This is a genomic window from Myxococcus llanfairpwllgwyngyllgogerychwyrndrobwllllantysiliogogogochensis (assembly GCF_006636215.1).
GTDB classification, from domain to species: Bacteria; Myxococcota; Myxococcia; order Myxococcales; family Myxococcaceae; genus Myxococcus; species Myxococcus llanfairpwllgwyngyllgogerychwyrndrobwllllantysiliogogogochensis.
Genome location: NZ_VIFM01000013.1, coordinates 27,592 through 40,176, shown reverse-complemented (window position 1 = coordinate 40,176; position 12,585 = coordinate 27,592). Strand labels below are relative to the sequence as shown.

Annotated in this window: 9 protein-coding genes; 4 read left to right on the top strand and 5 right to left on the bottom strand. The window is 70.6% G+C overall.

The features are described 5' to 3' along the window. Positions 1 to 6 precede the first annotated feature (6 nt). A complete protein-coding gene (locus tag FJV41_RS53475) occupies positions 7 to 1,308 on the top strand; it encodes a hypothetical protein (RefSeq protein ID WP_246137005.1) in 1,302 nt (433 codons plus the stop codon). 207 nt (positions 1,309 to 1,515) lie between these two features. Further along, complete coding sequence (locus tag FJV41_RS05125) at positions 1,516 to 6,594, top strand: tetratricopeptide repeat protein (protein ID WP_141641273.1); 5,079 nt, start codon at positions 1,516 to 1,518, stop codon at positions 6,592 to 6,594. Between the two features lie 24 nt (positions 6,595 to 6,618). Here the strand turns inward: FJV41_RS05125 and FJV41_RS05120 are convergent, their stop codons facing one another. Then, positions 6,619 to 7,356, bottom strand: a complete 738-nt coding sequence (locus tag FJV41_RS05120; RefSeq protein WP_141641272.1) for a competence/damage-inducible protein A — start codon at positions 7,354 to 7,356, stop codon at positions 6,619 to 6,621. A 163-nt stretch (positions 7,357 to 7,519) separates the two neighbouring features. Between FJV41_RS05120 and FJV41_RS05115 the strand changes: the two genes are divergently transcribed. Continuing rightward, positions 7,520 to 8,143 carry a hypothetical protein gene (locus FJV41_RS05115; protein ID WP_141641271.1) on the top strand — a complete coding sequence of 208 codons (624 nt, stop codon included), beginning with the start codon at positions 7,520 to 7,522 and terminating at the stop codon, positions 8,141 to 8,143. A 9-nt stretch (positions 8,144 to 8,152) separates the two neighbouring features. Here FJV41_RS05115 and tmk read toward each other — a convergent pair whose 3' ends face one another. Then, positions 8,153 to 8,809 (bottom strand): dTMP kinase, encoded by a 657-nt coding sequence (gene tmk, locus FJV41_RS05110; protein ID WP_141641270.1) that lies wholly within the window; start codon positions 8,807 to 8,809, stop codon positions 8,153 to 8,155. Then, complete coding sequence (locus FJV41_RS05105) at positions 8,806 to 9,144, bottom strand: hypothetical protein (protein ID WP_217440105.1); 339 nt, start codon at positions 9,142 to 9,144, stop codon at positions 8,806 to 8,808. Before FJV41_RS05105 ends, tmk begins: the two co-directional genes overlap by 4 nt. A gap of 214 nt (positions 9,145 to 9,358) precedes the next feature. On the opposite strand from FJV41_RS05105, the gene ribB reads away from it, so the two are divergent. Next, a complete protein-coding gene (gene ribB / locus FJV41_RS05100) occupies positions 9,359 to 10,513 on the top strand; it encodes a 3,4-dihydroxy-2-butanone-4-phosphate synthase (RefSeq protein ID WP_141641268.1) in 1,155 nt (384 codons plus the stop codon). Between the two features lie 69 nt (positions 10,514 to 10,582). Here ribB and thrC read toward each other — a convergent pair whose 3' ends face one another. Together thrC and FJV41_RS05090 are read right to left on the bottom strand one after the other, a co-directional pair. Then, on the bottom strand, positions 10,583 to 11,920 hold the full coding sequence (gene thrC / locus FJV41_RS05095) for a threonine synthase (protein ID WP_141641267.1): 1,338 nt from the start codon (positions 11,918 to 11,920) through the stop codon (positions 10,583 to 10,585). Further along, positions 11,917 to 12,477, bottom strand: coding sequence for an MBL fold metallo-hydrolase (locus FJV41_RS05090; protein WP_141641266.1), 561 nt, complete (start codon positions 12,475 to 12,477; stop codon positions 11,917 to 11,919). Before FJV41_RS05090 ends, thrC begins: the two co-directional genes overlap by 4 nt. Positions 12,478 to 12,585: the final 108 nt, after the last annotated feature.

Sequence of the window (12,585 nt, the reverse complement as noted above, 5' to 3'; positions counted from 1 at the left end):
TCACCCATGCCCAACTGGAAGCACCTGCAGAAGCTCAACAATGGCGAGGCCATCTGGTACTCCGACCCCCAGCTTTCACTGAAGGGCGAGGTCTGGCTCTACTCGGCGGGTGGTGAGCTGCGGGTCTGGAGCGACGGAACCCTCTCCAAGAATCAGCCCGAGGCGTTGAAGCTCACCACGCCCGTGAAGGCGCGATTCACGCTCTTCAAGCCCATGTCGTTGCTCTTCGTCGACGTGGAATTGCGAGGAGCCCAGGCCGTGGTCCGACGCGGCACCATCAACGGCGCCTTCAACGTCTCGCTCCTCGACGCGACCACGGGCGAAGCCCTGGTGGCCCGCTATCGCGCGCTCGGCTTCCGCGATGCCAACCCGTGGAACGCGACGAAGAAGCGCGTGGTGATTCGCGAATACATCAAGGGCGACTCCACGTTCTGGGCCATGAAGGTCGATGGGCCTGTCATCATGGACGGCTACGACAAGGAGACCGCCACCGAGAGCCATGAGGCGGCCATCGAGCGCGCGGAGAAGCGCATCCGAGCCAAGGAGAAGGCCGGCTTCGTCCTGCGGACCATCGATCTCCGGGATGCCTCGCATCCCAATCCGGAACCGAAGGCGCCCAAGGGCGCGCCCAAGAAGCCCTCCTCGCCCAAGGGCCCGTCGTTCACGAAGCCCAAGAACGCCTACGAGGCCGTCGACACGGCCATCGCGATGCTGAAGGACCTCCACGACCGCTACCCCAAGGCACACTTCGTCGCGGAGCACCTCGACGTGAAGAAGGAGCCCGAGCGCATGGACTCCCTCGACCAGCAGCTGTCCATCTTCAAGCGCCAGTACAAGCACCGCATCGGGAGCTGGAAGGGAACCCGGGCGCTCAAGCCCCTGAAGAAGGAGTCGAGCTGGGACTACTTCCAGCGCGTGTACGGCACTGTCACGTGGATCGTGGACAACGCCATGGACCGCGGCCTGCCCACGTTTCCCTGCGGCAACGTCACGGGTGGCGGCTGGAGCTGCCTGGAGATCGCCGACGACGTGTACGACATCGACGGGCTCGTCGAGGCCACCGAGAACAAGGACCTGGAGAACCTCTTCGTGTTCCACGGCGGGTGGCACGTCGGCCGGTCCTTCGCCTTCGACCAGCGCACGACGTCCCCCACGGGCGAGCACGCCGTCATTTCCTTCGACGAGGGCATCCAGGACCTCCCCAAGAAGACCCCGGCGGGTCGAATCCAGCCCTTCGGGCTCTGGCTTCACAAGCATGTGACCCGGCTGATCGACATCGCCGAGGAAAACCTGCGCGAAGGGCTCTGAGCTTCACGGGCCTGAAGCCGACAAGAGACGGTGGGCGCAAGCGAGGCGCCCACCAGGAGTCCAGAGCGGGGGCCTGCCTGCTCCCCGGGTATCCGGACACCCAAATCGCCAGGAAAGACGGGAAGTTGAGGGACCGGCCAAGCGCGTGTTACGACCGCTTCCGGCCATTCTCCTCCTCTCAGAACTGGCCCCCGGAGCCGGCCTTCCATGAGCGAGCGCAACGACATCCCGCGACCCCCCGTCACGGTCGCCCCTCCTCCGCCTTCAGGGGCGCCCGCGAAGTCCGGCCCCAGCGCCACCGAAGTGCTGACGCAGTCCGTGCAGGCCGCGCCCCAGGCGACGCCCGCGCCCAGTGCGGAAGACGAGGCCCGCGAGCGCATCGCCTCGCTGGAGCGCGAGGCACGGACGCTGAGCACCACTGATGGTCCCGCGGCCGCCCAGCTCTTCCATGAGGTGGGCCTGCTCTGGGAGGAGCCGCTCAAGAACCCCCGCAACGCGGCGGTGGCCTTCCAGAACGCGTACAAGCTGGCGCCCCGGTACCTGGTCAACATCCGCGCCGCGCGGCGACTCTTCGCGGACGTGGGCAACTGGCAGATGGTCATCCAGCTGCTCGACGCGGAGCTGGCCGCCACCGAGGACGCGCGCCACCAGGCCGCCCTCCTGTTCGAGAAGGGCATCGTCCTTCAGGAGCGGCTGTCTCGCGACGACGAGGCCAGCGCCTGCCTGCGCCAGTGCCTGGAGCGGCGGCCCACGGACGTCGTGGTCCTCACGCAGCTCGAGTCCGTCTACGCCGCGCGCAACGACGCCGCCGCGCTGGTGGAAGTCTACCGGCTGCTCGCCGCCACCATGCAGCAGCCGTCGCTGCGCGCGCACTACCTGACCTCCGCGGGCCTGCTGCTCGACGAGCGCCTCAAGCAGCGCGAGCCCGCCGCCGCGCTGCTGCGCGAGGCCTTCGCGCTGGACCGCTCGGATCCGCTGCTGCTCGCCGCGCTCAAGCATGTGGCCGAGCGAGAGGGACGCACCGAGGAGCTGCTCGCGGCGCTGACCGCCGAGGCCACCGCGCTGGGCTCCCAGGCCGCGCCCGCCTATCTGCAGATCGCCAAGGTGCATGAGCGCCTGGGCCAGAAGGAAGAGGCCCTGGCGGCGCTGCTGGACGCACGCCACGCCGCGCCCCACGAGCCGCTGGTGCTCAGCGAGCTGGCCGGCATCTACGAGACGCAGGGCCGCTACGAGGAGCTGGCGGACGTGCTGCTGGCGCGCGTGGGTTCGCTCAACGACGAGAGCGAACTGGTGGCTACCAACCTGCGACTGGCCGCGCTGTACGAGGAGGTCCTCAAGCGTGAGGTGGACGCGGCGGCGCGGTATCAGGCCATCGTCGCGCGCATCCCCGGCCACGCGGCGGCGCTCGCGGGTCTGGGCAAGCTGAACTACCGGATGCAGAACTGGGAGGGCCTGGTCGCCGTCTTCGACGCGGAGGTCGCCGCCGCCGAGGACGCCAAGCAGAAGGCCGCGCGCATGTACAAGGCCGCGGAGATCCTCGAGGAGCGGCTGGGTCGGCAGGAAGACGCCATCTCCCGCTACAACTCCTGCCTCCAGTTGCAGCCCGGCTACCTCCCCGCGCAGAAGGCGCTCACCCGCCTCTACGAGCGCCAGGGCCGCTTCGCGGAGCTGGTGGCGATGTTCGAGCAGGACCTGCTCCAGACGTCGGACAGGGATCAGCTCATCACCACGCTCAACAAGATGGCGGGCGTGTACGAGGACCGGCTGGGAGACCTGGACCACGCCATCGAGTGCATGAAGCGCATCCTCGACCTGGCGTCGGACCACCTGCCCACCATCCGCAACCTGGCGCGGCTGTACGAGCGCGCGGGCCGTTACCGGGAGCTGCTGGAGTCGCATGACCTGGAGGCGTCGCTCGCGGGCGACACCAAGCAGGTGCTGTCGCTCCTGCACCGCAACGCGGAGATCCTCGACGAGAACCTGAAGGACCGCCCGGGCGCCATCTCCGCCTACGAGCGCGTGCTGGCGCTGTCCCCGTCGTACCTGCCCGCGCTCAAGGCGCTGGGCCGGCTGTACGCGCAGGACGGCCGCTGGGCGAAGCTGGTGGACATGTACCGGGCGGAGTCGGAGAGCTCGCCCTCCACCGACCAGGCCGCGGCGCTCATCTACAAGATTGGCGAGCTGTACGAGCAGCGGCTGTCCCAGGAGAACGAGGCCATTGCGTCGTACCAGGAGGCGCTGATGCTGGCGCCCAGCTACTTCCCGGCGCTGCGCGCGCTGGCCCGCATCTACCGGGCGCAGGGCGCGTGGGAGAACCTGGTGGAGATGCTGCGCGAGGAGGCCGCCAACCGCACGGACCCGCTGGAGCGCGCCAACGCGCTCTTCCAGGCCGCCGCCATCTGGGAGGACGCCCTCAAGCGGCCGGAGCTGGCCATCGAGACGTACCAGGAAGTGCTGCGCCTGACGCCCGGTCACGCCGCCACCCTGCGCGCCCTGGAGCGCCTGTTCCTCGCGCAGGACAACGTGAAGGAGCTGGTGTCCATCCTGGACCGCGAGACGCAGGTGGGCGGCACGCCCACGGCCAAGGTGACGGCCTACCTGAAGCTGGCGCGGCTGTACCTGGACCGCTTCCAGGAGCCCTCGCGCGCGGCGCTGTGCTGCGAAGCGGTGCTCGGCCTGGACGCGGGCAACCTCACCGCCCTCACCCTGCTGGAGCGCATTCGCGCGTCGGACCGGCCGCGCCGCGCGGAGCTGCGTCAGCGCATCGCCGAGCGCGTGAATGATCCACGCCTGGCCACCGCGCTGAGGCTGTCCGCCGCGGTGGACCTGGACAAGGGCCCCGCCGAGGGCACGCTGGAGGCGTACAAGCGCGCCTTCGAGGCGGACCCTGGCGACGCGCGGCTGGCCTTCGCGCTGGAGCGCTCGCTCAAGCTCGCCGGTGACGTGTCGGGCCTGGCCCGGCTCTACACGCTGCGACTGGCGCACGCGCGCGACGCGGAAGAGGCGCTGGAGATGCTCCTGCGCACCGCGGAGCTGGCGGAGATCCGCTTCGGCGACCTGGAGCGCGCGGCGGCCCTCTACAAGCAGGCGCTGGAGCTGCATCCGCAGTGCCTCCCGGCGCTGCAGGGCACGCGGCGCGTGGCGATGCGGCGCGGAGACGCGGCCGAGGCTCGGGCCGCGCTGGAGACCGAGGCCCGGCTCAGCAAGGACCCGCGCGGCGCCATCGATGCGTTCATCGGCGCGGCGCGGCTGGCGTCGTTCGTCCAGAAGGACACCGACGGCGCGGCGGCCCTCTACAAGCAGGCGCTCGAGAGAGATCCGCTGCACCCGGCCGCGCAGGCGGGCCTGGAGGAGCTGCTCGCCCACCGTGGAGGCTCCGCGGACCTGGCCGCGCTGCACGAGCGGCGCGCCGACGCGAAGCTGGCGCAGAAGGACCACACCGCGGCGGCCACGGGCTTCGTGAGCGCGGCGCGACTGCACCACGCGGCCCTGGGAGACCGGACGCGCGCGGTGGCGCTGCTGGAGAAGGCCCTGGCCGCGCAGCCGGGCCACATCGAGGCGCTGGAGCTGCGCGGCTCGCTGCTCCTGGAGGCACAGCAGTACGCGGAGGCCGCGGCCATGCTGAGCCAGCGCGTGCAGCAGGGCGGAGACGCCCGGACGCTCGCGCCCTTCCACCTCACGCTGGGTTCGCTGTACCAGACGCACCTGAATGATCCGGGCCGCGCGTCCTCGCACCTGATGACGGTGCTCTCCGCGCAGCCGCGCCATCTGGAGGCGCTGGAGCGGCTGGCCACGCTGCATGCCCACGGCCGCAACTGGTCGGGCGCGGTGGACTGCCTGCACAAGCTGCTTCAGCAGGAGCTGCCCGCCGAGTCGCGCGCGCGCTTCACGCTGGAGCTGGCGCGCACGTATGACGAAGGCCTGGGCGACGCGGGCGCGGCCACGCCGCTGTATCGCCGCGCGCTGGAGCTGACGCCGGGAGACCCGACGCTGGTGGACCGGCTGGTGACGCTGTACGAGCGCGCGCGTAACCTGCCGGAGCTGGCGCAGTTGCTGGAGGCGCAGGCGCAGACGACGGCGGCCACGGACCCGAAGCGCGCGGCGGCGCTGCGGATCCGCGTGGCGGAGCTGTTCGCCGGCCCGCTGTCCGAGCCCGCGCGCGCCACCGCGCTGTACCGGCAGGTGGTGGAAGGCGACGGCACCAACCTCACGGCGCGCACCGCGCTGGCGGGCCTGTATGCACGGGACACTTCGTCCGTGCCGCTCGCCGTCGAGGAGCACCGGCAGATCCTCCGCCAGGACCCGACGCGGGTGGACAGCCTGCACGCGCTGTTCAAGCTGTGGGAGGGCCTGAAGCAGCTCGACAAGGCCTTCTGCGTGGCGTCCGTGCTCCAGTTCCTGCGCTCCACGAACGAGGCGGAGCTGGCCTTCTACACGGAGGGCCGCACCCGGCTGGCGCAGGAGGTTCGCGAGGGGCTCACGTCGACGGACGTGGACTCCATGCTGCTGCACCCGGGCGTCCGGGGGCCGCTGCTGGAGGTGCTGCGCGCCATGGGCGACCAGCTCGAGAAGGTCTACCCCCCGAGCTTCGACATCGTCGGCGTCAACCCCAAGACGGACAAGCTCAAGACGGACAGCGCCGTCTACAAGGCCATCCGCACCGTCGCGCAGGTGTTCGGCGTGGAGGAGTTCGACGCATACCAGGCGCGGCGCGGCCTCACGGTGCTGGAGACCACCGAGCCGTTGTCGGTGTGCATTGGCCAGGACGTGGTGCGGCGCTTCAACGCGCGCGAGCAGAAGTTCCTCCTGGGCCGCGCGGCGCTGGGCCTGTTGAACAAGGCGGCCGTGCTGGAGAAGCTGTCGCAAGGCGAGACGGCGGAGCTGTTCGGCAGCGCCATCCGTATCCACGCGCAGCAGTTCTCCGCGCTCGGCCGTCGCAACGACGAGACGGTGAAGCAGCTGCGCAAGGCCTTCTCGCGCAAGGCCATCAAGGCGCTGGAAGGGCCGGCGATGGCCCTGGGCGACGTGCAGAAGCTGGAGCTGGCGCCGTGGCTGGACGCGCTGGACTACTCGGCGGACCGCGCCGGTCTGCTCATCGCCGGCGACGTGTCCGTGGGCCTGGGCATGGTGCTGCGCGAGGACCCGAACTTCGCGGGCGCCCGGTTGGACACCCCGGAGCCCATGATTCAGGCCGTGCGCGAGGGTGAGCGGCTGCGCACCCTGCTCGCCTGGTCCTTCACCGACGACTTCTTCCGGCTGCGTCAGCGGCTGGGACTGTCGCTGTAGTCGAGGCGCACGGCGGGAGGACTGCTACTCCCGCCGCAGCACCGCGCCCTCGGGGAGCCCGCCGATGATTCGCGCGACGGCTTCCTCCACGGGACCACCCTCCGCGGCCTCCACCGTGATCTTCACCCGGTAGTCCTTCCCCGGGTCGAACTCCGGATACGAGCCGATGGCCACGTGCGGCATGTTCAGCGCCACGTTGTCCAGGACGGCGGCGATGTCGCTCTCGCCCAGTCGCAGGTACAGGCAGCTGAGCACCACGGGGGTGCCGCTCAGTCGCCCCAGCACCGTCTCCAACTGCATCCGGAAGAGCTGGGGCACGCCGGGCAGGAGGAACACGTCCCCCACCGTCAGCACGGGGTACCAGGTGCCCGCCTGGGGCAGCAGCACCGCTCCCTCCGGGGCGTCCGCCAGCCGCATCCCCTCTGGCGTCACCTTGCCATCGGGCGCTCGCGCCTCGATGAGGGACACCATCTCCGGCAACCGCACCACGGGCTTGCCCAGGGCCAGCGCCACCGCCCGCACCGTGACGTCGTCGTGCGTGGGGCCAATGCCGCCGCTGGTGAACACGTAGCGAGCCCGCTGACGCGCCCGGTTCATCGCATCGACGATGGCGTCCACGTCGTCCAGGATGGTTTCCACCGAGCGCAGGACGATGCCCACCTCGCGCAGCCTCTTGATGAGGTGCGGGCCGTTCTGGTCCTGGACCTTCGCCGTCAGGACCTCGTTGCCGATGATGATTGCCGCCGCGCCAGTGCGCTCCATAGGAAGGGCGGACTGTAGCGCAACGGCCGGGGAGTCCGCCGCGCGAGTCACGAGGATCCGTCGTCGCGTCAGAATTCCGAGGCGCGGCAGACCCCCTCCGGAGGGCCTCTCTCCCTGGGGGGACAAGGGCATCCGGATTGCATTTCCTGGGGGCATGCGATCCATGCCCCCCCGGTCCGCCCGACGTCCGTCCGCCCTGCTCCTCGCGTCGCTGCTGTCGCTCGCCGCCTGCGGTGACGACGCGGTGAGCGACCCACCCCTCGACTCGTCCATCGAGCACTACGAGGACTCGGGCGAAACGTTTCGCGTGACGTACGACGAGGGCTGGATGGCGTTCGACGAGCACCGCTCCGCCGAATTCGAGAGCGGAGCACCTCGGACGCTTCGCCTGTGCGGGCTGAACGACCCGTCGAGCGTCGTGGCCGACGACGAGACCTCCGCATGTGTCTCCGTGCGCTTCGACAAGGAGGTCCTCGGCGCGGGCCCCGTGACGCTCGCGGTGGCGGGCGACGCCATCGCCGCCCCCACGGACTCGTTCCGGGACATCACCTTCACCCCACGCAAGGGACATTCCCCGGAGATCCTGGCGGTCTTCGTGGCGACGGGCTGCTACGGCACCGTCCCCAAGGAAGCCCTGACGCAAGAGGTGGCCGGGCAGCTCGTCCTTGAGGAGAACAGCGACACCCGGGTCCGCGGGCGCCTGGTGCTGCGCAGCGTCGGGAAGACGGCGGGCCGCTGCTCGGGAGATGGGGCGGAGGTCGCGCTGAGCTTCGACGTCGCGCGCTGACCCGCTCCTTCAGCGCTTGCGGCCCAGCAGCTTGCGAATCTCCGCCAGCGACGCCGCCGTCACCGCTTCAATCCCCTGCTCACCGTCGATGTGGACGATGCGCTCCTTCTTCGCGCGGCGGCGGATGGCGGCCAGGTACTGCTTGGCGATTCGCCGCTGGGCCTCGTCCGCTTCGAACAGCTCCGCGGCCCCGCCACGCGCCGCCCGGCGCTTCGCCGCCACCTCTGGCGCCACACCGACGAACAGCGTCAGGTCCGGGGACACCGCGTACCCGTTCACCGCCTCCACCCAGGCCATGGGCAGCGACGCCCCCTGGTAGGCCAGCGAGGACAGGACGTACCGGTCGCACAGGACGAGCTTCCCCTCCTCGAGGGCGGGCAGCACCCGCGCCGCGAGGTGGTCCGTCCGGTCCGCCGCGAAGAGCAGCGCCAGCGTCTCCGGCGCCAGCGGGCCCGCGCCATTCGGCAGGCCCAGCCGTCCGGTGAGGGCCTGGCGAATCAACGTTCCCACGGGGCCATCCGAGGGCTCACGCGTGGTGAGCACCGCGTGCCCTTCGGCGCGGAGGGCGGAGGCCAGCCGCTCCGCCTGCGTGGTGGTGCCTGCTCCGTCGAGCCCCTCCAGGACGATGAACCGCCCCCGTCGGGCGGACTTGCGGGCCGCGCTCACCGGGGCAGCAGCGCCGCGGGGTCGTCGAGCCGCAGCTGGCTGCGCAGCTCCAGCAGCGTCTGGAAGCGCGTCAGCTCGTCGGCCAGCACGCGTCGCCCCACCACGTAGCGGCGCAACGCGTACGCCAGCAGGCCCAGCGCCAGCAGCGTCACGCCCCAGGCCATCAGCGGGGTGCGAAGGGAGTCATAGAACAGCTTGCCAGCGGCCCCCGCGAACATGAGGGCCGCCAGGGTGGCGACCCCCGTGTGGGCGAAGTGGGTGGTGCTCTGGCGGACGGACAGGCTCTCCTGGAGCTGGTCGAGCTGCGTCCTCAAATCCTGGGTATCGGCGCTCATCACGGAGCCGGGCACCCTACAGCAGCCTGTCCCACGCGTCGAGTCACTCGCCCCTGGCGACTCCAACCTTCTGGGTCCCAACTAATTCCAGCGACACCGCAACGGGCGAGCAAGGGGGCCCTCGCGAATGGCTCATCCACCCCATCACCCGAGCGCACGGCGTCAAGCAGGTTGGCTTGCCAGCCCCGGACGCAGACGCTACATGCGCCAACACATGCAGACTCGCGAGCGGACCGAATCCTCCATGCGCCCTGACGACCTCCAGATCTCCTCCATCGAGGACGCCATCCGCGACATCCGCGACGGCAAGTTCGTCATCGTCGCGGACGACGAGGACCGGGAGAACGAGGGCGACCTCATCATGGCGGCGGAGAAGGTGACGCCGGAGCACCTGGCCTTCATGGTGCGCCACACCAGCGGCATCGTCTGCATGCCCATGCTGGCGGACCGGCTGGACGCCCTGCGGTTGCCGCAGATGGTGGCGGACAACAACGAGTCCCACCGCACCGCCTTCACCGTCTCCGTGGACTACCGGCATGGCACGACGACGGGCGTGTCAGCGGCGGACCGGGCGAAGACCATCCTGGCCCTGGCGGATCCGGAGAGCCAGGCGAACGACTTCCTGCGCCCCGGCCACATCTTCCCGCTGCGTTACCGCGATGGTGGCGTGTTGCGCCGCGCCGGCCACACCGAGGCCACCGTGGACCTCTCGCGGCTGGCGGGCCTGGGCTCCTCCGGCATCCTGTGCGAGCTGGTGAAGGACGACGGCACCATGATGCGGATGCCGGACCTCAAGGCCTTCGCCCTGGAGCACAAGCTGGCCGTCATCACCATCGCCGACCTCATCGAGTACCGCCGCCGCAAGGACCGGCTGGTGCGCCGCGAGCCCGGCCAGCACACCGTCACCACGCGCTACGGCGACTTCACCGCGCTCACGTACACGTGGCTGCCGGACGGCGCCAAGTCGCTGGTGCTGGTGAAGGGTGACCCCGCCTCCCGCCCGAGCGCCCTGGTGCGCCTGCACGCCGCCTGCACCCTGGGCGACGTGTTCGGCTCCCCCACCTGCAACTGCAACGTGCTGTTGGACCAGTCGCTCGCGCGCATCGCCCGCGAGGGCACCGGCGTCCTGGTCTACCTGCCCGGAATGCACGGGGGCGACTTCGGCATCAGCCATAAGCGCAACACGGACGGCAGCGCCGACATCCGCACCGGCCCGCACGAGACGAGAGACCTGGGCATGGGCTGCCAGATCCTCAATGACCTGGGCGTGCGCTCGCTCCAGGTGATGACCAACACGGACATCACCTACCGCGGGCTCGCCGGCTTCGGCCTCACCATCGACAAGCGCGTCCCGCTGCTCGCGGACTGAAGCACCCGCGCCCGGAAAACCCGGGGGCTCCCCTCCTACGGGAGCCCCGCCCTGCCGCACCGAGCGTCGTCAGCCCAGGTCCGACAGGGCCTCGCGCACGGCGTCCAGGTTCGCGGGCAGTTGCACGGGAGGGTTCGCATAGCGGCTGGTGACGTCCGCCAGCGTGCCCCGGTGGTAGCCCACCTTGAAGTCCGAGAACTTCAGGCCGTGCGCAGTGGACACCACCACCACGCGGGAGCCCTTCGCGATGACTCCCTGGGCCACCAGCTTCTCCAGCGCCGCGAGCGCCACGCCCGTCTGGGGACAGGTGAAGGTGCCCTCCTTGTCCGCGCGCGCGGCGGCGTTGGACAGCTCCGACTCGGTGGCTTCCTCCACCACGCCGTCGAAGGCCTTGAGGATTCGCACCGCGCGTCGGAAGGACACCGGGTTGCCAATCTGGATGGCGGACGCCAGCGTGCTCCGCGCCTGCATGGGCACCAGCTCCTTGAACCCGCCCCGGAAGGATTGGGTCAGCGGATTGGCGCGCTCCGCCTGTGCGACGGCGATGCGCGGCCGGCGGGTGATGAGCCCCAGCTCCAGCATCAGCTCGAAGCCCTTGCCCAGCGCGCTGGCGTTGCCGAGGTTGCCGCCCGGAATCACCACCCAGTCCGGAGGCTCCCAGCCCAGGTCCTGGCACAGCTCCACGGCGACCATCTTCTGCCCCTCGATGCGCAGCGAGTTCATCGAGTTGGCCAGGTACAGGCCCGTGTCCGCCGTCACCGCCTGCACCAGTCGCATGCAGCCATCGAAGTCCGTGTCGAGCGACAGCACGCGCGCGCCATTGGCGATGGGCTGCACGAGCTGCGCGAGGGAGACCTTGTCCCGGGGCAGGAACACCACCGCCGGAATGCCCGCCGCCGCGCAGTAGGCGGACAGCGCCGCGGAGGTGTCACCCGTGGACGCGCACGCCACGGCCCGCAGCGGCACGCCCTGGGCCCGCATGTGCTTCACGGCGGAGACGAGGACCGTCATGCCCCAGTCCTTGAAGCTGCCCGTGGGCGACACGCCGCATTCCTTCAAGTCCAACGCGGCCAGCCCCAGCTCGGACGCCATGCGCGGCAGGGGCTTCAAGGGCACGCGGCCCTCGCCCAGGGAGACGATGTCCTCCACGGGAAGCTGGGGGTAGGCCCACTCACGCTTGCCCCACACGCCCGAGCCATCCGGCAGCCGCGCCGAGCCGAAGCGCGACTCGAAGCGCCGCTTCCACTCCGCCGCGGGCACGGCTCGCAGGGCCGCCACGTCGTGACGCACCTCCAGGAGCCCCTCGCAGCGAGGGCACCGGTAGACGACGTCCAGGAGCGAGGCGCGGAAGTCACAGCCCTCGCTGCACGCGTACTCCGCCCGGAAGCCGGGCTCCGAGGCGCTCACGCCCCCTCCTGGAGCCGGGTGCCGCACTCGGAGCAGGCGCGTCCGGGCCGCCCTCGGGTATGGCACGAGGGGCAGGCCATCCACCCGTCCTCCTCCCCCTTCGCCGCCACGGAGGTCGCCGCGATCCGAGCGCGCGGCAATCGCATGCCACAGTTGTCGCAGAGCAGTCCCACCGCCTGCACGTTGCGGCAGTAGCGGCAGGTGACGGCGCCCAGCGGGGCCGGGGTCCTCACGCCGTCATCCTGCGCGCGCCCCGTGTCCAGTTCCTCGAGCGCCGCCACGGGCATCTCACCCGTCGGTGCCGCGCGCGTCAGCTCCAGGTCCTGCACCACCTGGGCCGGCAGGTCCGGCCCACTGCGCAAGCGCGTTCCGTCCAGCTCCGGCAGCACGGGCGCGTCCACCGCGTCACGGCCCCCCGCGTGCGGCGTCAGCTCCAGCTCCGGCAGCTGTGCCACGGGGGGAGTCGCCACATTCACGGCGGTGGGAAACCGCTTTCCGCAGACGTCACATTCGGTCCCTTCGGGCTGAACGTGGTCGCAGACCGGGCAGATGATCATTGCGCGACGTTAGCGGGCGGCCCTGCTCGGGGGCAACGCGCCTTCGAGGGCCCTGACGGCATTCAAGCATCCGGGCGGACCATCCCTTCCTCCGCGCCAGGCCAAGGC